Origin of the sequence: Aeromicrobium sp. 636 (assembly GCF_024433585.1) — a bacterium.
Classification (GTDB): Bacteria; Actinomycetota; Actinomycetes; order Propionibacteriales; family Nocardioidaceae; genus Aeromicrobium; species Aeromicrobium senzhongii.
This window is the reverse complement of record NZ_WNJU01000002.1, coordinates 600,578-621,369: the sequence shown is the minus strand read 5'-3', so window position 1 is coordinate 621,369 and position 20,792 is coordinate 600,578. Positions and strand designations below refer to the sequence as shown.

Genomic DNA, 20,792 nt, shown 5'->3' with positions numbered 1-20,792 from the left:
CAGGATGGACCTCTGGACGGGCGGTCCGTCCGCGACGGGAGTGGTCCACGTGACGAACACGGTGGCGGTCGTGACCGGCGGCTCCGGCGGCGTGGGACTGGCCATGGCCAAGCTCCTCGCCCGCGACCACCACGTCGTCCTCAGCGACTGCAGCGGCGAGCGGCTGCACCGCGCCCTGGACGAGCTGGACTCGGCAGGCGTCTCGGCCGAGTCGATCGTCGCGGACGTCACGGACCGGCGCAGCGTCGAGACGCTCATGCGCGCCGCCCGCGAGGCCGGGCCCATCGCCTCGGTCGTGCACGCGCCCTCGGCGACGGCCCGACGCTCCTGCACCGAGTCGATCGTGCGCTCGCGGGTGCTGGGCACGATCCACGTCACGGCGGCGACCCTGGCCGTGGCCGGTCTCGGCACGACCCTGGTCCACGCCTCGGCTCACACCGCCGCCGCGGTGCCGGTGTCGGTGCCGCGCTGGGTCTTCCGGCTCGCGCCGGCCGACCCGGAAGGCGTCGTGACCGCGTTGACCCGCCTGGCCGATCTGGGACCGAGCCGGTGGGGCCCGGCCGCGGCCCACGCGCTCAGCGGCACCTTCATCGACTGGTACACCGCCCGCATGGCCGAGGTCTACATCGCCTGCGGTGCCCGGCTGCGCTCGGTGACCACCGAGTCCGTCCTCGAGCTGTGCCGGGACGGGCTGAGCCCGACGACCGAGCCCGAGGAGCCGGCCGCCTGAGGGTGCGTCAGCCGCGCTTCTTCAGGTCGCGCCCGATGACCAGGCGCTGGATCTGGTTGGTGCCCTCGAAGATCTGCATCACCTTCGTCTCGCGCATGTACCGCTCGACGGGGAAGTCCTTGGTGTACCCGGCGCCGCCGAGCACCTGGACGGCGTCGGTGGTGACCTTCATGGCGTTGTCGGTGGCGACCAGCTTGGCGATCGAGGCCTGCCGCGAGAACGGGCGGCCCAGGTCGCGCAGCCGGGCGGCAGCCAGGTAGGTGGCCCGGGCGCTCTCGACCGCCGCGGCCATGTCGGCCAGCACGAAGGTGAGGCCCTGGTGGTCGATGATCGGCACGCCGAACGCCTCGCGCTCCTTGGCGTACCGGACGGCCGTGTCGAGCGCTCCCTGGGCGACACCCGTCGCCACGGCGGCGATGCCGAGCCGACCGGAGTCGAGCCCCGCCAGCGCGATCGCGAGCCCCTGGCCCTCCTCGCCCAGACGGCGCTCCACCGGGACCCGCACGTCGTCGAACAGCATCGTCGCCGTGGTCGAGCTCATCAGGCCCATCTTGTCCTCGGGCACGTCGGCGCTGAGGCCCTCGGCGTCGGCGGGCACGAGGAAGCACGTGATGCCGGCCTCGGCGCGCGCCATGACCTTGTAGTAGTCGGCCTGACCGCCGTGGGTGGTCCAGGCCTTCGCGCCTCGGATGACGTACTCGTCGCCGTCACGGCGGGCCGTCGTCCGCATCGCACCGGGATCGGAGCCGGCGTGCGCCTCCGACAGGCAGTAGGCGCCGAGCAGCTCGCCGCCGAGCATGTCGGGCAGCCACCGCTGCTTCTGCTCGGGCGTCCCGGCGTGATCCAGGCCGAAGCAGCTCAGGGCGTGCACGCTGGTCCCGACGCCGACGGCGGCCCATGCCATCGCGATCTCCTCGACGACCTGCAGGTAGACCTCGTACGGCTGCCCGCCACCCCCGAGCTCCTCGGCGTACGGCAGACCGAGCAGGCCCGCCCGGCCGAGGGTCCTGAAGATGTCGCGGGGGAACGTCGCCGTGCGCTCGGCCTGGTCGACGCGCGGACGCAGCTGGTCGTCGACGATCTGGCGGGTGAGGGCGATCAGGTCGCTCGCCTCGTCGCTGGGCATCAGGCGATCCACGGCCACGGCTGTCCTCCTGGGGTGTGTCGGCCCCACCAGCATGGACCACCGATCGGATGGTTGGATCGGGGCATGGACATCAGTGGAGCATCAGCCATCGTCACCGGCGGCGCCTCGGGCATCGGCGCCGCAGTCGTCCGCCGCCTCGCCGCCGCCGGCGCCCGCGTCGTCGTCGCCGACCTCAACGACGCCGCCGGACAGGCCCTCGCCGCCGAGGTGGGCGGCGTCTTCATCCACGTCGACGTCACCGACACCGAGCAGATCGCCACCGCGGTCGGCGCCGCCGAGGAGCTCGCCCCGCTGCGCGTGCTGGTGAACTCGGCCGGCATCGGCTGGGCACAGCGCACGGTCGGCCGCGACGGCAGCTTCGAGTCGGCGCACGACCTCGACGCGTACAAGAAGGTCATCGCGATCAACCTCATCGGCACCTTCGACGCGATCCGGCTGGCCGCCACGGCGATGAGCCGCACCGAGCCGCTGGAGTCCGGCGAGCGCGGAGCGATCTGCAACCTCGCCTCCGTCGCCGCGTTCGACGGCCAGATCGGCCAGGCCGCGTACTCCTCGTCGAAGGGTGGCGTCGTGGGGATGACGCTTCCCGTCGCCCGCGACCTCGCCGCCGTCGGCGTGCGGGTCAACACGGTCGCCCCCGGCCTCATCGACACGCCCATCTACGGCGAGGGCGAGGCCGCCGAGCAGTTCAAGGCCAAGCTGGGTGAGTCGGTCAACTTCCCGAAGCGTCTCGGGCAGCCCGACGAGCTGGCCAGCATGGTCCTGGAGTGCGTGACGAACTCGTACATGAACGGCGAGACGATCCGCGTCGACGGCGCCATCCGGATGCCTCCGCGCTGACCCGAGTCGGCTCGCAGGGGTGGGTGCGGTTCGGCAAGATGGACCCGTGCGTGCTCTCATCGTGATCGACCTGCAGGAAGACTTCCTCAACCCGCCGCCGCTGCGCGAACAACGCTCCGCGATCGTCCGCGCCACGCAGGAGTGGACCGACTGGGCCAGACGCCACGACGTGCCCGTCGTCGAGGTCCGCACCGTCCTGCCGCAGGACAAGCTGACGTGGGCCAGGAACATGCGCGAGGACGACCAGCCGGTCGTCCTCGAGGGCACGCACGGTGCCGAGCTGCTGGCCGAGCTCGACCTGCGTCCCGACGTGACGGTCATCAAGCGCCGCGACGACGCGTTCCACCGCACCGACCTGCTCGAGCGGCTGCACGAGCTGGAGGTCGACGAGCTGGTCATCGCCGGCGTCGTCACCGAGGCCTGCATCGCCATGACGGCGGCGTCGGCCTACGCCCACGACTTCACGGTGTGGATCGCCGAGGGCGCCGTGACGTCGGGCGACGACCAGGCCCACGAGGCGGCACTGCTGTGGCTCAAGGAGCAGTACCGCCAGGAGGTCGTGTCACCCGAGGAGCTCGAGTCCCGCCCGGGCGACTCGGCCTGATCAGTCGTCGGCCTCGTCCTCACCCGGGCCACCGGTCCCCGGGTCGTCGGTGACGGGCAGGTCGGGCACGCCGTCGGCACCGACACCGGGCACGGTCGACGCGCCGCCGTCGGGATCGCCGCCACCTGGCTCGCCGACCTGCTCGTGCTGGGGGTCGACGGTCAGGTCGTCGGCGTCCGGTGTCTTCTTCTCAAGGTCCGGCTTGGCTTCCATCTGCTCTTCCTTCCGTCGTGCGGCGCAGCAGCAGGACTGCTCCGCCGTCGAACTGCCGACTCTCGGCGATCGTGAGACCGCGCTGTGCCGCGTCGGACACCAGCTCACGGCCCTGCTCGACATCGCGCAACTGCAGCAGCGCGGCACCATCGGTGACGAGGTGCCGCACGATGACGTCGAGGCACTCACGGGCGAGGTCCAGGCCGTCGCCACCGCCGTCGATCGCCGTGAGGGGGTCCTGCGGGAACCGGGTCACGTCGCCGGACGGCAGGTACGGCGGATCGGCGAGGATCAGCGCGAAGCGCTCGTCCACCATGACCGCCTCGGACATCGTGCCGTGGCGGATGTCGCTGTCGACACCCCACGCGCGGGCGTTGCGGGACGCCCAGACGCAGGCGTGCAGGTCCGCGTCGACCTGCACGAGCGCCCGGTTCGTCCCGCTGACGGCCAGCAGCCCGATGTGCCCCGCGCCGGAGCAGACCTCGAGCACGGGACCGTCGGGCAGCTCGTCGAGCAGCTCGCGCGCCCACAGCGACTGGGCCTCGGTCCACGGCCGGGGCGTCAGGACCCGCTCGTCGTAGCCGATCCCCCGGCCCCCGAACGTCGCCAGCTGCGCCTGCGGCTCCGATGTCTGCAGCATCAGAAGACGGGCTTTCCGCCGGTGACGCCCAGCACGGTGCCCGAGACGTAGCCGGCCTCGCGCTCACTGGCCAGGAACACGAACGCCCCGGCCAGCTCCGCCGGCTGCCCGGCACGACCCAGCGGGGTGTCCGAGCCGAACTGCTCGATCTTCTCCTCGGGCTGGGTGGCGGGCTGCAGCGGCGTCCAGATGGGCCCCGGAGCCACCGCGTTGACGCGGATCCCGCGCGGTCCCAGCTCGGCGGCCAGGTTGACCGTGAGGTTGTTGATCGCGGCCTTCGTGGAGGCGTAGTCCAACAGGCTCGTCGACGGCTCGTAGGCCTGGATCGACGAGTTGTTGATGATGGACGAGCCGCGGCCCAGGTGGGGCAGTGCCGCGCGGACGAGCCACAACAGGGCGAACACGTTCGTCGCGTAGGTCCGCTCGATGCGCTCGTCGCTCATCTGCTCGAGGCCCTCGTCGCGCGCCATCTGGAAGCCGGCGTTGTTGACCAGGATGTCGAGCCCGCCGAGCCCGTCATGGGCCTGGCCGACGACCCGCTCGCAGGTCGCGCTGTCCCGCAGGTCGGCCTCGATCGGCAGACTCGTGCGGCCCGCCTCCTCGATCAGCCGGGACGTCTCGCGGGCGTCCTCGGCCTCCTCCGGCAGGTAGGTGAAGGCCACGTCGGCACCTTCGCGGGCGTACGCGATGGCGACGGCACGGCCGATGCCCGAGTCGCCACCGGTGATGAGCGCCTTGCGCCCCTCGAGGCGGCCCGAGCCGACGTAGCTCTCCTCACCGTGATCGGGTCGGGGCACCATGGGCTCGGTCAGACCCGGGGGCTCCTGCTGCTGGGCGGGGAATCCTGCGTCCTCACTCATCTGCGCTTCCTTCCTCGTCGATCTTGGTCTTGAGCGCCTGGTGCGTCGCGTCGCACCATGGCAGGGAGGCCGACTTGCCGCAGCGGCACACGGCGCTGACCGGACGCTCGGTGCGGTGCACCTCACCGTCGGGGGTGCGCACGCCCAGGTCGCCACGGATGAGCAGCGGCCCGTTGGGGCACACCGTCAGGTCCACGCCCCGGCTCACGCCTCGACTCCCCAGCGGCGGAGCATCGCCGCGGCGAAGCGGTCCTCGAGGTCCAGGCAGGTGAAGACGCCGAAGGCGACGTCCTCGGCCAGCTCGGGCTCGGCCTCGACCAGCGCCCCGGCGATGAACCGGGCCGCCGTCTGCTCGTGCACGGCGTCGGCCTCGACGTGCTCGTCGTAGTAGGCGGCCATCTCCTCGGGGAAGCCCAGCCGGCGCAGGCCGCGGGACATGCGGCGCGAGGGACCCGAGCTGGACGCCTCGAAGGCGACCAGGTGGCCCACCGCGGCACCGCGCAGCCGGCGCTGCAGGCCGAACATCGTCAGCGTCACGTTCATCTCGAGCACCTCGAGCGGGACGTCGTCGATCGCCGCGTTCTCACGCGTGTCGAGACCACAGGCCCGCATGCCCTCGGCGAACAGGCCGGCGTGCAGGCGCTCGGGGCGGCCGGCGCCGTACTCGTCGTACTGCAGCTCGGCCAGAGCGGCTCGCGACGGCCCGGGCAGTCGCGGCAGGGTCCACGCGGTCGGATCGGCTTCCTTGAGGTGGTAGATCGACCGGTACCAGAGCAGCTCGCGGACCTGTTCGGCCGTGGCCTGCCGCTGGACGTACGCGGCCAGCGAGCGGCCCTCGTCCTCGCGCACGAAGTCCAGCAGCACGTCGGGGTCGGCGGAGGCGGGAAGGCGACCCTCGGCGCGCTCGCGCAGCCGGGCCTCGAGCTCGCGCTCGATCCGCATCCGCACCGCGATCAGCTCGGGCGTCCACTCGGCATCCTGCAGGTCGGGGAAGCCCCGGTGGTGCAGCTCGTGGGCGATCCAGGCCGTCAACAGGGAGTCCTCGACACTCGAGGCCTCGACCCGGGGGACGCGGTCCCAGGGCAGGGCCCCGGACAACGCGGCGACGGTCGCTGAGCTCAGGTCACCGCGAGGTCGCGGCAGACTGGGCACGGCGGTCCCGGCTCCCACCAGAACGGCTGTTCGCATCCATGTTCCTCTCCTCAAGACGACATCCGGGGGTGTACCCCGGCGGGCTCGTCTCATGCGGCCCTTGCGCCATGGTCTCCCGATGCATGAGGTGGCGCGAGTTGGGTACGCCCCGGGTGTCCGACACCACAGGAGGATCACCATGACCACGCCGCACCCCGAATCGCCCGCCGAGGGCCCCGATCCCGACGACCCGTCGACGAGGCCCGATCAGCCCATCGATCCCGACGAGCCCACGGTCCCCGGCCCCGAGGGCCAGCCCCAGGGAGTCCCGAACATCCCGGACAACCCGACCGACCCCGTCTTCCCGAGCTGAGGTGTCGATGATCGACGACAACCGCCCCGTGTGGGAGGTCCCCGCCGCTGTCGGACCCAGCGACGAGTTGCCCGACGCCTGCGAGGACCTCGTCATCGGGGCGGGGGTCGTCGGCCTGACCACCGCCCTGCTGCTCGCGCGGGCCGGACGGCGCGTCTGCGTGGTGGAGGCCCGCTACGTGGGCGCGGGATCGACCGGACACAGCAGCGCCAAGGTCAGCCTGTTGCAGGGCACGCGACTGTCGAGCCTGCTGAAGGACCACGACCGCGAGACCGTGCGCACCTACGTCGAGGCGAACCGCGTCGGCTTCGACTGGCTGACCGAGTTCGCCGACGAGCACGGCGTGCGGATCGATCGCCGGCCCGCCGCGACCTTCGCTGCCAGCCCCACCCAGGTCTCCTCCGCCCGGTCCGAGTACGTCGCCGCGAAGGCGCTGGGGCTGCCCGTCGAGTGGACCGAGGACGACCTGGACGTCCCCTTCCCCACCCACGGCGCCGTCGTCCTGCCCGGCCAGGCCCAGGTCGACCCGGGTTCGCTGCTGCAGGCGCTCGCCGCCGAGTACCGCGAGAACGGCGGCACCCTCGTCGAGGGCGCCCGGGTCGAGCACGTGAGCAAGGTCGGTCATCCACGCGCGAAGCTGACGGACGGCCGCGAGATCACCGCCGAGTCGATCGTGGTGGCCACGGGTGCCCCGATCCTCGACCGCAGTCTGGCCTTCAGCGACCTCGAACCCCAGCGCTCCTACGTCGTCGCCTACGAGATGGGCAACCCGCCGCGCCTCATGGCCCTGTCGGCCGGCAGCCCGTCGGTGTCCATCCGCGACGCGTTCACCGACGACGGCCGGTCCGTCCTGCTGGTCGGCGGGTTCGGCCACGGCGTCGGCCGCACCGCCTCCGAGCGCGAGCACGTCGAGGCGATCCGCACCTGGACCACCGAGCACTTCTCCGGCGTCCAGGAGACGGCTGTCTGGTCGGCCCAGGACTACACGACCGGCAACGGTCTGCCGCGCTACGGCCGGATGCCCCGCGGAGGCGGCCGCATGTGGTTCGCCACGGGCTTCGCCAAGTGGGGCTTCACCAACGGCACCGCCGCGGCGATCGCGATCGCCCAGGACATCCTCGGCTCCCCCGTCGCGTGGATGAAGGACGTCGCCGACCACTCGTCGCCCCTCGTGTCGGTCCGTGGCCGCGCCCACATCAACGCCGGGGTCGCCCGCGAGACCGTCACCGGGGTGGCGCGGGCCGTCACCGCGGAGCGCAGGCAGCTCGAGCCCGGACAGGGCGCGGTGCACCGCGAGGGTGCGCGGATCGTGGCCGAGTCCCGCACCGAGGCGGGAGTCTGCCGGGTCCAGGGCCTGTGCACCCATCTCGGCGGCGTGGTCCGGTGGAACGACGTCGAGCAGTCCTGGGACTGCCCGCTGCACGGCTCGCGGTTCTCGGCCGAGGGCGAGGTGTTGAACGGGCCCGCCACCCGGCCGTTGGCCCGCCTGGCCGACGAGTCGGACGACTGAGGCCGACGGTGGCCGATGCCCGGTACCTGATCGGCGTGAGCGGCTGGAGCTACCCGTCCTGGCGCGGCGACTTCTACCCGAAGGGACTCGTCCAGCGGCGCGAGCTCGAGCACGTGGCGAGTCGGCTGACCTCCGTCGAGGTCAACGGCACCTTCTACTCGCTGCAGCGGCCGACCACGTTCGCCCGCTGGGCCGAGCAGACGCCACCGGGGTTCTCCTTCGCCCTCAAGGGCAGCCGGTACGTCACCCACCTGCTGAAGCTGGTCCGCGTCGAGACCGCGCTGGCCAACTTCTTCGCCTCGGGGGTGCTGGAGCTGGGCGAGCAACTCGGCCCGATCGTGTGGCAGCTGCCGGCGACCTCGGTCTACGACCCCGACGTCCTCGGGGCGTTCTTGCGGCTGCTGCCCCGCACCATGGCCGAAGCGGCGGAGCTCGCCGAGCGGCACGACGACCGACTGGGGCCCGGCCGGGCCGTCACGCAGGCGCGCGCCGACGGTCCGATCCACCACGCACTCGAGGTGCGGCACCCCTCGTTCGCGACGCCCGAGTACGCCGCCCAACTGCGCGACCTCGACGTGGCCGGCGTGTGGACCGACGCGCCCCGCCCCTGGCCGGTGCTCGACCTGCCGTCCTCGACGATCGCCTACGCACGCCTGCACGGACACACCCGCCTGTACGCGAGTCGCTACTCGGACCGGTCCCTGGACGAGTGGGGCCACTGGTGCCGACGCCGCCGCGACGAGGGCCTCGACGTCCACGTCTATTTCGACAACGACTCCGAGGGACATGCGCCCCACGATGCCGAGCGATTGCTGGATCGCCTGCGCGCCGACTGAGCACTGCTCCTGTTGCCGACCCCCGTGGGCCGTGTGAGGCTGGAAAACGGTTGAAGCCACAGCCACTCGGTACCTCCAGCGATGCGGAGTATCCATGACTGCGTTGTACGACCACCCCCCGCTCTCGGCTGCCGACGACCTCGTACTCGGACACCTCAGCCTCGCCACCGCCCTGGCTCGACGCTTCACCGGGCGCGGTGTCGACCTGGAGGATCTCGAGCAGGTCGCGCGCCTGGCCCTGGTCAAGGCCGCCCGCCGTTACGACTCCGATCAGGGGCCGTTCCCGCCCTTCGCCTCGGCCACGATCCAAGGTGAGCTGAAGCGTCACTTCCGCGACCGCGCCTGGATGGTGCGCCCGCCGCGCCGGGTCCAGGAGATCCAGGCGCTGATCGTGAGCGAGCAGCTCCCCGAGGTCACGTCATCGAACCTCGACCAGCTGGCCGCGCGCATCGGTGTCGAGCCCGAGGACCTGCGCGACGCGGTGGTGGCGCGCGGGTGCTTCCAGCCCGACTCCGTCGACGACATCAGCCACGGCCGTCGCGAGTTCGCGCACGCCGACGACAACCTCGACTTCCTCGTCGAGTGGATGTCCGTGGCCCGTCCGCTGCGCGAGCTCGGTGAGGACGAGCGTCGACTGCTGCACTGGAGGTTCGTCGACGGCCTCACGCAGCAGGTGATCGCCGATCGCCTCGGGATCAGCCAGATGCAGGTCTCGCGTCGGCTCTCCAAGGTGCTGTCGACCCTGCGCCACCATCCCGACCTCGCGGCGGCCTGACGGCGCCTCGTCGCAGCACGCGTCCCGCCCTCTCCCACGCCAGGGAGGGGGCGTCGTCGCGCACGGTGCTTGTGGCGGCTCTCACGCCGCTCTACTATGCAACGAGTTGCAGTTGCCGTTTCCCATCGCCCTCGGAGGTCGACCATGTCCCTGCCCGCCGTCCTGCAGAACCGCCTGTCGCTCCCCGTGGTGGCCTCACCCATGTTCATCGCCTCGGGACCGGATCTGGTGATCGCGCAGTGCAAGGCCGGCATCGTCGGCTCCTTCCCCGCGCTGAACGCCCGGCCGGCGTCGATGCTGGGCGAGTGGCTCGACCGGATCGAGGACGAGCTGGCGGGCACCGACGCCGCACCGTTCGCGGTGAACCAGATCGTGCACCGGTCCAACAACAGGCTCGAGGAGGACATGGCCACGATCGTCGAGCACCGGGTGCCGATCGTGATCACCTCGCTGGGCGCGCGTCCGGAGATCAACGACGCGGTCCACTCCTACGGCGGCATCGTGCTGCACGACATCATCAACGACCGGTTCGCCCGCAAGGCGATCGAGAAGGGCGCCGACGGCCTGATCGCCGTGGCGGCCGGCGCCGGTGGCCACGCGGGCACCCTCTCCCCCTTCGCGCTGCTCCAGGAGATCCGTCAGTGGTTCGACGGCCCTCTGCTGCTCTCGGGCTCCATCGCGCACGGCCGGTCGGTGCTCGCCGCCCAGGCCGCCGGCGCGGACCTGGCCTACGTCGGCTCGGCGTTCCTGGCCACCGACGAGGCGAACGTCGTCGACGACTACAAGCAGATGATCGTCGACAGCTCGGCCGACGACATCGTCTACTCCAGCCTCTTCACCGGCGTGCACGGCAACTACCTGCGCGGCAGCATCGAGGCCGCCGGGCTCGATCCCCGGAACCTCCCGCAGGGCGATCCGACGACGATGGACTTCGGCTCGGGCAGCACGAGCGACGCCAAGGCCTGGAAGGACATCTGGGGCGCCGGCCAGGGCCTGGGCGTGATCGACGCGACCGTCCCCGCCGCCGATCTGGTGGCCCGGCTGCGTCGCGAGTACGAGGAGGCGCGGCGGGAGCTGCTGGCCGCCGTCCCAGTCTGAACCCCGGCCGCCGCCCGGGGCGGGAGTCCTCGCCTCGAGGCGGTAGGGCAGGCTTGATCTGCAAGGACGATATCTGAGCGTAACAATTGAACGTACCGAAGCAGACAGGAATGAAGCCTGGTGAGTTTGCACGAGAAGCTCGGCAAGGTCTACGACGAAGTGCTCCACCGGAACCCCGGCGAGACTGAGTTCCACCAAGCCGTCCACGAGGTCCTCGAGAGCCTCGGGCCAGTGGTGACGAAGCACCCGGCCTACACCGACGCCGCCGTCATCCGGCGGCTGTGTGAGCCGGAGCGTCAGATCATCTTCCGGGTCCCGTGGGTCGACGACCAGGGACACGTGCAGATCAACCGCGGCTTCCGCGTCGAGTTCAACTCCGCCCTCGGCCCGTTCAAGGGTGGCCTGCGGTTCCACCCGAGCGTCTACCTGGGCATCGTCAAGTTCCTCGGGTTCGAGCAGATCTTCAAGAACTCCCTGACCGGGATGCCCATCGGCGGCGGCAAGGGCGGCTCGGACTTCGATCCCAAGGGTCGCTCCGACGGCGAGATCATGCGCTTCTGCCAGGCGTTCATGACCGAGCTGTACCGCCACATCGGCGAGTACACCGACGTCCCCGCGGGCGACATCGGCGTGGGCGGCCGCGAGATCGGCTTCCTGTTCGGCCAGTACAAGCGGATCACCAACCGCTACGAGTCCGGCGTCCTCACGGGCAAGGGCATCACGTGGGGCGGCTCCCTCGTGCGCACCGAGGCGACCGGCTACGGCACGGTCTTCTTCGCCGGCGAGATCCTGCGCACCCGGGGCGACTCCTTCGACGGCAAGCGCGTCGTCGTGTCGGGCTCGGGCAACGTCGCGACGTACGCCATCGAGAAGCTGCAACAGCTCGGTGCCACGGTCGTGGCGTGCTCGGATTCCAGCGGCTACGTCGTGGACGAGAAGGGCATCGACCTCGATCTGCTCAAGGACATCAAGGAGGTGCGCCGGGCGCGGATCAGCGAGTACGCCGACCAGCGCGACGGCGCCCGCTTCGTGAACGACTCCTCGATCTGGAACGTGCCCTGCGACATCGCGCTGCCCTGCGCGACCCAGAACGAGCTCGACGAGGCCGACGCCAAGACGCTGGCCGGTCACGGCTGCACGATCGTCGCGGAGGGCGCGAACATGCCCTGCACCCCCGAGGCGATCCGTCTGTTCGGCGAGGCCGGCATCGTGTTCGCGCCGGGCAAGGCCGCGAACGCCGGCGGCGTGGCGACCAGCGCCCTGGAGATGCAGCAGAACGCGTCGCGCGACCGTTGGTCGTTCGAGTACACCGAGGACCGACTCGCCGAGACCATGCGCGGCATCCACGACCGCTGCCTGGCCACCGCCGACGAGTACGAGGCGCCGGGCAACTACGTCGCGGGTGCCAACATCGCCGGCTTCACCCAGGTGGCCGACGCGATGCTCGCGCTCGGCGTCATCTGACCCCTCCTCGCGAGACGACAACGCCCCGGATCCTCACGGATCCGGGGCGTTCTCGGTGTGCGCCGGGTCAGACCGACTTGCGGCGGAACTCCGGCTGGTCGATCGGCTTGGCGGCGCCGTGCGACTTCTCACTGCCGTCGTGCTCGGCCCCTTCGGCCGTGGCGTGGTGGCGCTCCTTCTTCTTGTCGAGCGCCTCGCGGAACTTGGCCTTCACATCTTCTGCGTCAGTCACTGCGGCCTCCTCAGGTTGTCTCCAACGTAGCCCCAGCACCGGCCGGAGCGACAGCCGTGTCCCTCAGTGCTGCCACCACGCGTGGTGCCTGCCGGCGGGTTTCCCTGCATCGGGCCTGCGGTAGTCGCAGACACCGCCGGGGAAGACCTGCTGCAACCGGGCGAGCTCCTCGCGGGTCGGCTTCCACGAGCCGTACAGTCCCGATCGCGCCGCCTTCGAGACCGGTTGCAGGGCGCACTTCCAGATGCCGCCCTCGAAGGGCGCACCGGCGACGCGACGCGAAGTCGAGTAGATCGGGAAGCGCTGCGTGCACTCCCCCGCGGACCGCGTGTCGATGATCCCGCTCCACACCCTCGACCCGGCCGCGATGACGTCGCCGGTGGTCGTGAAGCAGGTGTCGACGGCACGGCGCGGCTTGTTGCCCGACACCCCGCGGCGCGGATGCCTCGCGATGTTCGCCATCCACTCGTCGATCACCTCGAACGCGCGCAGGGTGGGGTCGTAGTCCTGCGCGGGACGGGCGTCGGTGAACCAGATCACCTGGTTCGACGCGTCGCCGTCGACGTTGAGCATCCGCTGACGGGTGGCGAACGACTGCTGGGTGTTGTGCATGTCCAGCTCGTCCTCCAGGTACGGACGCAGGTCGATGATCGGGATGTCGATGTCGCCCTGGAACTGCATGCCCGAGGTGTAGGCCGCACGCATCGCCCGCAGGTCCCCCTCGCGGCGAGGAGCCGGCGCGTCGCCGCCGGGACTCAGCTTCATGTTGCGCGAGCTCCACGGATCGAAGTTCTGCGGTGTCGTCGGGCCCGCGAACGGTGCCCCCTCGGTCACCATGTCCCGGGACTCCTTCCAACTGCCGACCTTCGCGTTGAGGTCGAGGAACTCCGCCGGGGTGATGACACCGTCCTTCAGCGCCTGCAGGCCGTACTGCACGCCCACGTTGTCCCACGGCACGCGGGCGTATCCGTCGGGCCCGGTGCCGTAGACGTTCACGAGGTCGGCGAAGTGCGTCCACTCCACGCCGTCGGTGCCCTGGGCGAGCTGGTCGAGGTCGTCCACGTCGGTGAACGTCGGGTTGAGCGCCAGCGGTGTGAGCCCGAACCAGCCGGGCTTGCACTCCGACAGCGGAGGCGCCGCGGAGCCGGGCGCCCGGTCCATCACCTGGTAGCCGAGCGCCTGCATCGCACCGTACAGCTGGTTCCACTGCGCGATCTCGCCCGCGGAGAGGTTCTTGGGCTCCTTCGTGCCGTTGAGGCCGATGATCGCCTGGCGGACCTCGGGGTCCTTCCACTTCGCGTTGGTCCGATCGGTCGCGTCGAAGTAGTGCTCCAGCAGCTCGCAGTCGCCCACGTGGATCACCTGCGTGACCATGTCGGGATAGGAGTACTGCGGGATCGCCGCGTCGATGATGCCCGGATGGTTCTGGGCGTAGACGTACTGCTGGATCGCCCCGCCCGACCCGCCCACGGCCACCGTGTAGTCGGGCACCCCGTAGGCCTCGACGGCCCGCTCCTTCAGCATGAGCGCCGTCTCGCCGCCCAACTGGAGGTTGTAGTGCGTGCTGGTCCTGGTGCCGCTGGACCACATCACGCCGTACCCCTGGCCGAGCAGCTCCGCCGGCAGCATCGCATCGTCGCTCGTGGTGCCCTGCGTGTGCCCGATCGCGACGCCACCCTGGAAGCTGAACACCAGCCGGCGGTTCCACAACGCCCCGTCGGGGCGCTCCGGATCGGCATCGCCGACCGGCGCCAGCACCGCGATGCTGTAGATGAAGCGGTTGATCGTGCCGCGTTCCCAGCGCACGACGAACGGCACCTGCCGCCCGTCGTCGGTGGTCGTGGTCGCGGTGTCGGCCGGCGCGTTCGCCGGGTCGTCGAGCCAGTGGAACCGATCGTCGGTCGTCGAGCGGTAGACGTACCCGATCCGGCGCTCGGCGGCACAGTTCGCGCTCCAGCCCACCGTCTGTGCCGCGGCGGTGGGATAGCCGCGCGCATCCTGCGGGTAGTCGCCGTTCGCGTCCTGCCGCGCCACCGCGATGCCCTGACGGTCCTGGTTGTCCACGATCGGCTGGCCGAGGATCTTGCGCCCGTCGAATCGACCTCGCGCCGTGGTGCAGACGAAGGGCTGCTGGTGCGGTCCCGAGAAGATGGGCCCGGCGGCCGGGTGGTTCGTGACCCGCACCGAGGCGGGGCGGGCCCCCACCCTGGCACCTCGACGCACGTCGGCACGCAGCGTGGTCCTGCCCTCGCGCAGGCCGCTCACCAGACCGACCAGCGTGCGGTCGGCGGTGAGGTCGAAGGCATCGGTGACGTCGGCCGCGCCGGCTCGGACCACCACGTCCGCGGGCCTGACCCGCCGCGGGACACGCACCTCGACGAGGGCGTCGCCGGCCGACACCTGGTGCGCCGCGCTGGACAGCACCTCGATGCGCAGGGCTTCACCGGGCCGGGCCGCTCCTTCGGCGGCGACACCGGCTCCCGCGACGAGCGCGGTCCCCGCGACCGCGACGAGGACGGGACGGACGAGACGGTGAAGAGCACGCATGCCTGACTCCCAAGGACGGCCCGAGACCACTTCCGGGCACCCTACGGTGACCTACATCACCTTGTCACCCGGGGGGTCTCCGCCTCGCCCCGCGCGCGGCGAGCCACGCGGTACGCCGGGGCGCGCAGCCGCGTCACCCAGGAGTAGTTCCGCAGCCCGGGCAGCGGACGGCGGATCGGGTCGTACGACGGCTCCTCGTCGATCTCGTGCAGCAGCCGCAGGTGCGCGAAGCCGATCCACTCGCCCGTCCCCTCGGCACGCAGCAGCACGTACTCCTCGGGCTGCGTCTGCACGGCCGCCAGCAGGATCGGTCCGGCCGGACCGCGGTACGGCATCAGGGTCGAGGTCAGGTGCCGGCTGGACGGTCGGACGGGACGCAGCAGGAAGCGGCTGAGTCGGCCCGCGCCCGTGCTGCCCAGCAGCAGGTCGGCCCCCTGCTGATCGGGCAGCCGGATCGCCACACCCTGCAGGTCCGGCCAGCCGTGCGGCAGGCCGATCGCCGCAGACACCCGCACGAGGGCGGAATCGCGGCCCGGCTCGTCCAGCCACGGCACACCGGTGGGCAGCAGGGTGCCGACGCGGACGACCTCGCCCTGCCACACCGACCCGCGCGGGTGCAGCGGCTTCGGTGCCCGGCGCAGCGCCGACCCGAGTCGGGTCGCGGCACCCAGCAGCTGACCGGCCGCCGAGGCGGCGACTCCCGTCGCGGACTCCATGACGCGGCCGTTCACGGGTGCAGCGGGGGCATCGTGCTGCCGGCGCGCTGCGGCATGCCCTCCAGCAGGGCGTTGACCGCGTCGCGGCCGGAGTGACGCGGAGACCAGCCCAGTTCGGTCCGGGCGCGGTCGGTGGACATCAGCGGGACGTGCATCAGCGCGTTGAACAGGCTGCCGGGGACCGGCAGGGCGTGCACGCGCCACGCGGCGTCGAGTCCTCGCTGGACCACCGCCGGGGGTACCTCGACGGTCTTCGCGCCCATCAGGTCGCCGATCTCGTCCCGGCGCAGCACGCCCTCCCCCGCCAGGTTGAAGGCGCCCGAGACGGGTCGCTCGACGGCGGCCGCGATGGCCCGCGCGACGTCCCCGGCGTGGACGGCCTGCAGCCTCAGTCCCGAAGGCACCGGGACGATCGGGATCCGCCGGCGATCGAGCAGGCCGGGGCGCGCCAGGGCTCCCCCGAAGATGCGGCGCTGCTCGCTGGCCGCGGAGCGCTGGAACGTGAACGCGGGCCGCAGGCGCACGACGCGGGCGTCCGCGTGAGCGGCCTCGAACGCATCGAGGGTGCGCTCGACGTAGGCCTTCTCGCGGCAGTACGTCGCCTCGGACGCCCCGTCGGTCAGCCAGGTCTCGTCCACCGGGGTGTCGTGGTCGACCGGTGAGTACGCCGCCACCGAGGAGGCGCACACCACCGCCGGGACGCCCACCTCGGCGACGGCGTCGAGCACGCGGCGCGTACCGACGGCGTTGGTGCGCCACGTGACGTCCTGACGGTGCGTCGGCTGGAACTTCCACGCCAGGTGCACCACGGCATCGGCGCCGGTGAAGATCGTCGAGAGGTCGTCGCGCGAGACGTCGGCGGCGTGCCAGCGCACCGAGGCGGCTCCGGCGTTCTCGACCTCGGGGCGCCGTCGCGCCAGGGCGATCACCTCGTGCCGGCCGTCCGCCGACAGCTCGCGCAGGGCTGCGGACCCCATGTTCCCGGACGCGCCGGTGATGACGATCTTCATGCGGGGGACGTACCCGCTCCGAGGCCCCTCACACGCCGGTCGTCCCGACCCAGTCGTCCCCGTGGCGCTCGACGAGGCCGCGCTCGGCGAACGCGTCCAGCCAGCCCTGCATCGGCCACCGGCCCCAGCGGCGCCGGAAGATCGCGCCGTTGCGGAGGATGTCGTCCAGGTGGCGGATCGGCGGACGCTCGACCGGGTGGTGCTGGTGGAAGGCCCGGGCCGCTCCGGTCCAGCCGAGCTCGACGCCGGCGGCGACGGCACACTGGGCGAAGTCGGTGTCCTCGCCGCCGTACCCGACGTACTCCTCGCAGAACCCCCCGCTGCGGGTCCACGTGTCGCGGTGCAGCGCGAAGGACAGCGACCAGAACAGGTCGGGATCGCCGCCGCGGATCCGCTCGCCGGCCGCGGGTGCCGGGCGAGCCGGATGGGGGTCGTCCCAGGACTCGAGGTCGGCCAGCGGGTAGCCGCCGGCCGGCGCCGGCGGCAGGTAGGTCACCGGTCCGCACCACAGCCGCTGCGGCTCGGCCGTGACGGCGTCGGCGTAGTCCGCGACGAGCGTCGGCGCGGCGAGGCAGTCGACGTCGAGGAAGACGAGTACGTCGGCCCCCCGGTCGATCGCCGCCTGCGCACCGAGGTTCCGCGCCGCTGCGAGCGGCAGCCCCTGAGGGCCGACGTCGATCGGCAGGACGCGCGGCGCCGGTGCCCCCGTGGGAGCCCAGTCGTGCAACCGGGGGTCGCCCATCGCCACCACGACCCGGTCGTCGGGGCACCGGGTGCTCGCCGACAGCGACCGGTGCTGGGCCGTCAGGTGCTCGTGACGGCCGTGGACCACCGTGATGACAGCGACGGAGGTCATCGGACCGAGGCCACCTGCGTGACCCGTGCGACGACCTCGGCGAAGCGCTCCGCCGCCCGTCCGTCGCACCAGGGCGCCCAGTCCCGGCCGTCCAGTCCGGCGGCCCGGTCGAGCCGCTCGGCCCAGCCGGTCGACGGGAACTCGCGCTCGACCACGACGGGCCACGGGCCCGAGGCCAGGACGCCGGCCGTGGTCCGCTGCTCGTCGTGGGGCCGGGCGCCCGGGACCACGATGGCCGGGCGCCGGGCGGCGGCGACCTCGGCGATCGCGTTCTGGCCCGCGTGGGTCAGGAGGACGTCGGCGTCACGGATCGAGGGGAACGGGTCGGCGAGCCACGGGCCGTCGGACCCGCCGAGGATCTCCCACTGCCACCCCGGCGTCTGGCGGCGCGCCTCGTCCAGCTGCGCCGCCGTGGGGCCTCCCCCGCCGCGGCCGTTGAGCACGACCACCCGCCGGCTCGACGACGAACGCTGCGGCACCTCGTCAGGCGCGGTGAACCGCGAGAGCGCCCCCAGCGGCCGCAGTCGCTCCCCGGCCCCGATCGCCATGCCCTCGGCGCTCGGCGGCCAGAACGAGACCAGCTCGGTGGAGGCGGCGTAACCCAGCTGGTGCGCCCGGTCCGACCGGTCCCCGGGCAGGACCACCGAGATCACGGGCACCCCGTGCAGTCGCGCCAGCAACGCGATCTCGACCGAGACGTCACTGACCACCAGCTCGGGAGCAGCCGCACCGATCCACGACGACACGGCGGCCATCCGGCTGCGCAGCCCGGGCTCGCCGTACGGCGCCCAGTGCAAGAAGCCCTCCGCGGTGTCACCGGCCGTCCGCGCGGTCAGGTCGTCACGGTCGAGCTCGATCCAGTCACCGGTCCACGCCGCGGGACGCGGCAGGGACGACAGCCCCGTGACGGGGACGTCGAGCGCAGCGGCCAGCGCCGTGGCCCGGTGCAGGTGACCGCTGCCGACGTGATGGACGTAGTAGCCGATCATGCCGCCGCTCGCGGGGCCAGCTGGTCGTAGAGCTGCTCGTAACGGTCGACCATCACCGAGATCGAGCACCGCTCGACCGCGACACGCCGCACGTGCGACCGGTCGAGGCCGGCGGCGTGCTCCATCGCCCGCGCGAGGTCGGCCACGTCGTCCGGCACCGCCAGCGCGCCGACGGTCTCGTCGACGATCTCGGGCAACGCGCCACGAGCGAACGCGGCGACGGGCGTGCCGCAGGCCAGCGCCTCCGCGGCGACGAGGCCGTACGGCTCGTCCCACGTCGGGGTGACGACGGCGACCCGGGCGGCGGCCACCTCCCTGCGCAGGTGGTCGTGGTCGAGGTGGCCCAGATACGTGACGTCCCCGCCGAGCCGCGGGGCGATCTCGGCGTCGAAGTACGCGCGGTCCAGGCTCGGCCCCGCGAGCACGAGCGGCATCCCGGCCAGCCGAGCCGCGTCGATGGCCAGGTGCGGCCCCTTCTCGGGGACGATCCGGCCCGACCAGATCGCCGGTCCTCCGCCCGCGCCCTGCTGCCACCGGTCGACGTCGACACCGTTGAGGATCGTCGTGCTCGTGACGGCATGCGCCCAGGCCAGCGCCGTGAAGCGGCTGACCGAGACGAACGCGCTGTTCGCCGACGCGTAGTGCAGCGCCGACTCGAGCCAGGGCACGGGCGGCGTGTGCAGGGTCGTGACCATGGGCACGGCGAGCGTCGAGGCCATCGCGACCGGCAGGTGGTGCAGGCTGTTGTTGTGGACGACGTCGAACCGCTGTCGTCCCGACGCCGCGAGCTCCAGCATCAGCCCCAGGTAGGCGTGGTGCTCGGCCATCCAGTTCTCGGGCGTGACCGAGATGTCGGGTCGCCCGACGAAGCCCGGCGGGAACGCCTGCACGGGCAGCTGCCGCGTGCCCAGCCGCGGGTCGGAGCCCGGCGCGGCGAAGAGCGTGACCTCGTGCCCGCGCGCCGTCAGCTCATGGGCCAGCGCGTGGGTGTGGGACTCCAGCCCGCCGGCGAACGGCTCGCGGATCGGGAAGCGGCTGGAGGCGATCAGGCAGATCCTCAGGCCGCTCATGCCAGCAGCTCGCGGTACAGGCGGTCGTGGGCCCGAGCCACCTCGATCCGTTGGTCACGTCGCTCGTCCACCGATGCACCGTGAGCGGGCCGGGTCCGGTACGCGTGCCGGACGGCGTCTGCCAGCGAAGCGGCGTCGAACCGCGCCTCGTCGAACCCGAAGGACAACACGGGACCCTGGTCGGCGTAGTACCCGCAGGTCGGGGCGAGGACTGTCGTACCCAGGTCGCGGCAGGCCTCGAGCCAGCCCGAATGGCTGCCGAAACGGTACGGCAGGACCGCCAGGTCCAGGCCGGCCAGGTAGTCCCACAGGTCGCGGTCGGGGAGGAAGTCGTGGACCCGCAGGTCGACGCGTCCCTCGGCGCTCGCCTGCTCCAGCCACTGCGCGATGACCGGCTCGCGGCGGGCGCCGTCGGGATCGAGCACGTCGTGGTGCCCGTTCACCTGCAGGACGGCACCGGGCAGCTCCCGGATCGTCTCGTCGAGGACCCGCAGCACCGGAAGGGGGTCCATGCTCTGGCGCAGGCTCTTGATGTGCAGGCCGATGCGGAACTCGCTCGGCCTCGACGCCTCGCGCCGGCGGCGCAGGCGCGCCATCGTGTCGAGTTCGACGACGTGCGGATGCGGCAGCACCAGCGCCTCGCGCCCCCACCGGCGGGCGATCTCGGCGGCGGCACCGTCGGTCAGGGTGATGACCGCATCGGCCGCCGCCATCAGGACGCCGAGCTGCTCGTCGTGCAGCTCGCGCGTGGGGTGGTGCGGATTGCGCAGGTCGTGGGCCGTCAGGACGAGCGGCTTGCCCCGCTCACGCAGGACGCCGACGAGCCGGGACAGGTCCTCGGGCGAGCACGCGTCGAAACCGAACTGCACGTGGAACACGTCGAAGTCGGCGGTCGCCGCCCACTCCGGTCGCAGCATGACGGGCGGCCACCACTTCGTGGTGGCGCTGCGCGACGGGTGGTCCGGATCGGGATCGGGCAGGTGCACGAACGGACTCGGCCCCGACGGGGGCCGAAGGTGACGCACGTAGACGTGCGTCGAGGGGACGGAGGCGACACGCACGGCCGCACCGCCCGGCGGGGGGACCGAGCCGGGCCACGGACGATCGTCCGTGGCCCGGCTCTCGAGGGCTGACCTCGTCACGAAGTCTCC

General features: G+C 72.1%; 23 protein-coding genes. 9 read left to right on the top strand and 14 right to left on the bottom strand.

All coding sequences use genetic code 11. The features are described 5' to 3' along the window. Positions 1-49 precede the first annotated feature (49 nt). Positions 50-730, top strand: a complete 681-nt coding sequence (locus GL325_RS09675) for an SDR family NAD(P)-dependent oxidoreductase (protein ID WP_187411461.1) — start codon at positions 50-52, stop codon at positions 728-730. Between the two features lie 7 nt (positions 731-737). Here the strand turns inward: GL325_RS09675 and GL325_RS09670 are convergent, their stop codons facing one another. Continuing rightward, a complete protein-coding gene (locus GL325_RS09670; protein WP_187769402.1) occupies positions 738-1,874 on the bottom strand; it encodes an acyl-CoA dehydrogenase family protein in 1,137 nt (378 codons plus the stop codon). A gap of 66 nt (positions 1,875-1,940) precedes the next feature. Between GL325_RS09670 and GL325_RS09665 the strand changes: the two genes are divergently transcribed. Continuing rightward, positions 1,941-2,717, top strand: coding sequence for an SDR family NAD(P)-dependent oxidoreductase (locus GL325_RS09665; RefSeq protein ID WP_187769401.1), 777 nt, complete (start codon positions 1,941-1,943; stop codon positions 2,715-2,717). 46 nt (positions 2,718-2,763) lie between these two features. After that, on the top strand, positions 2,764-3,321 hold the full coding sequence (locus GL325_RS09660) for an isochorismatase family cysteine hydrolase (protein ID WP_187769400.1): 558 nt from the start codon (positions 2,764-2,766) through the stop codon (positions 3,319-3,321). Here the strand turns inward: GL325_RS09660 and GL325_RS09655 are convergent, their stop codons facing one another. From GL325_RS09655 to GL325_RS09635, 5 genes are read right to left on the bottom strand one after another with little or no spacing between them, the layout of a single operon-like run. Continuing rightward, positions 3,322-3,534 carry a hypothetical protein gene (locus GL325_RS09655; RefSeq protein WP_154596865.1) on the bottom strand — a complete coding sequence of 71 codons (213 nt, stop codon included), beginning with the start codon at positions 3,532-3,534 and terminating at the stop codon, positions 3,322-3,324. Next, positions 3,512-4,174: a class I SAM-dependent methyltransferase gene (locus GL325_RS09650; protein WP_187769399.1), complete on the bottom strand. Its 663-nt coding sequence runs from the start codon at positions 4,172-4,174 to the stop codon at positions 3,512-3,514. The genes GL325_RS09655 and GL325_RS09650 overlap by 23 nt, the downstream gene beginning before the upstream one ends. Continuing rightward, positions 4,174-5,034, bottom strand: a complete 861-nt coding sequence (locus GL325_RS09645) for an SDR family oxidoreductase (RefSeq protein WP_154596863.1) — start codon at positions 5,032-5,034, stop codon at positions 4,174-4,176. The genes GL325_RS09650 and GL325_RS09645 overlap by 1 nt, the downstream gene beginning before the upstream one ends. Continuing rightward, positions 5,027-5,242 carry a CDGSH iron-sulfur domain-containing protein gene (locus tag GL325_RS09640; RefSeq protein ID WP_232418817.1) on the bottom strand — a complete coding sequence of 72 codons (216 nt, stop codon included), beginning with the start codon at positions 5,240-5,242 and terminating at the stop codon, positions 5,027-5,029. The genes GL325_RS09645 and GL325_RS09640 overlap by 8 nt, the downstream gene beginning before the upstream one ends. Beyond that, positions 5,239-6,222, bottom strand: a complete 984-nt coding sequence (locus tag GL325_RS09635) for an iron-containing redox enzyme family protein (protein ID WP_187769398.1) — start codon at positions 6,220-6,222, stop codon at positions 5,239-5,241. Before GL325_RS09635 ends, GL325_RS09640 begins: the two co-directional genes overlap by 4 nt. Before the next feature lie 142 nt (positions 6,223-6,364). Between GL325_RS09635 and GL325_RS09630 the strand changes: the two genes are divergently transcribed. From GL325_RS09630 to gdhA, 6 genes are all read left to right on the top strand, one after another. Next, positions 6,365-6,538 carry a hypothetical protein gene (locus GL325_RS09630; RefSeq protein WP_187769397.1) on the top strand — a complete coding sequence of 58 codons (174 nt, stop codon included), beginning with the start codon at positions 6,365-6,367 and terminating at the stop codon, positions 6,536-6,538. 7 nt (positions 6,539-6,545) lie between these two features. Further along, entirely contained in the window at positions 6,546-8,048 is a 1,503-nt protein-coding gene (locus GL325_RS09625; RefSeq protein WP_187769396.1) for an FAD-dependent oxidoreductase, read from the top strand. Between the two features lie 8 nt (positions 8,049-8,056). Beyond that, positions 8,057-8,884 (top strand): DUF72 domain-containing protein, encoded by an 828-nt coding sequence (locus tag GL325_RS09620; protein ID WP_187411463.1) that lies wholly within the window; start codon positions 8,057-8,059, stop codon positions 8,882-8,884. Positions 8,885-8,978: 94 nt separating this feature from the next. Next, a complete protein-coding gene (locus GL325_RS09615) occupies positions 8,979-9,659 on the top strand; it encodes a sigma-70 family RNA polymerase sigma factor (protein WP_154596858.1) in 681 nt (226 codons plus the stop codon). Between the two features lie 144 nt (positions 9,660-9,803). After that, positions 9,804-10,757, top strand: a complete 954-nt coding sequence (locus tag GL325_RS09610) for a nitronate monooxygenase family protein (protein WP_187769395.1) — start codon at positions 9,804-9,806, stop codon at positions 10,755-10,757. Between the two features lie 126 nt (positions 10,758-10,883). Beyond that, the gene (gdhA, locus tag GL325_RS09605) at positions 10,884-12,221 is read left to right on the top strand and encodes an NADP-specific glutamate dehydrogenase (RefSeq protein WP_222865925.1); all 1,338 of its coding nucleotides are present in this window, start codon (positions 10,884-10,886) and stop codon (positions 12,219-12,221) included. Between the two features lie 67 nt (positions 12,222-12,288). On the opposite strand, the gene GL325_RS09600 is transcribed toward gdhA, so the two are convergent. The 8 genes from GL325_RS09600 to GL325_RS09565 all read right to left on the bottom strand — a co-directional run bounded on the left by GL325_RS09600 (position 12,289) and on the right by GL325_RS09565 (position 20,783). Continuing rightward, a complete protein-coding gene (locus GL325_RS09600) occupies positions 12,289-12,453 on the bottom strand; it encodes a DUF5302 domain-containing protein (RefSeq protein WP_187411464.1) in 165 nt (54 codons plus the stop codon). 63 nt (positions 12,454-12,516) lie between these two features. Continuing rightward, entirely contained in the window at positions 12,517-15,000 is a 2,484-nt protein-coding gene (locus GL325_RS09595) for a DUF6351 family protein (RefSeq protein ID WP_187769394.1), read from the bottom strand. 56 nt (positions 15,001-15,056) lie between these two features. Beyond that, positions 15,057-15,731, bottom strand: a complete 675-nt coding sequence (locus tag GL325_RS09590; protein WP_187769393.1) for a hypothetical protein — start codon at positions 15,729-15,731, stop codon at positions 15,057-15,059. Then, a complete protein-coding gene (locus GL325_RS09585; protein WP_154596853.1) occupies positions 15,728-16,726 on the bottom strand; it encodes an NAD-dependent epimerase/dehydratase family protein in 999 nt (332 codons plus the stop codon). The genes GL325_RS09590 and GL325_RS09585 overlap by 4 nt, the downstream gene beginning before the upstream one ends. 28 nt (positions 16,727-16,754) lie before the next feature. Continuing rightward, positions 16,755-17,582, bottom strand: coding sequence for a glycosyltransferase family 2 protein (locus GL325_RS09580; protein ID WP_187769392.1), 828 nt, complete (start codon positions 17,580-17,582; stop codon positions 16,755-16,757). Next, positions 17,579-18,571 carry a glycosyltransferase gene (locus GL325_RS09575; protein ID WP_187769391.1) on the bottom strand — a complete coding sequence of 331 codons (993 nt, stop codon included), beginning with the start codon at positions 18,569-18,571 and terminating at the stop codon, positions 17,579-17,581. The genes GL325_RS09580 and GL325_RS09575 overlap by 4 nt, the downstream gene beginning before the upstream one ends. Further along, complete coding sequence (locus tag GL325_RS09570) at positions 18,568-19,641, bottom strand: glycosyltransferase family 4 protein (RefSeq protein WP_187769390.1); 1,074 nt, start codon at positions 19,639-19,641, stop codon at positions 18,568-18,570. The genes GL325_RS09575 and GL325_RS09570 overlap by 4 nt, the downstream gene beginning before the upstream one ends. Further along, the gene (locus GL325_RS09565; protein ID WP_255955935.1) at positions 19,638-20,783 is read right to left on the bottom strand and encodes a glycosyltransferase; all 1,146 of its coding nucleotides are present in this window, start codon (positions 20,781-20,783) and stop codon (positions 19,638-19,640) included. Before GL325_RS09565 ends, GL325_RS09570 begins: the two co-directional genes overlap by 4 nt. Positions 20,784-20,792 lie beyond the last annotated feature (9 nt).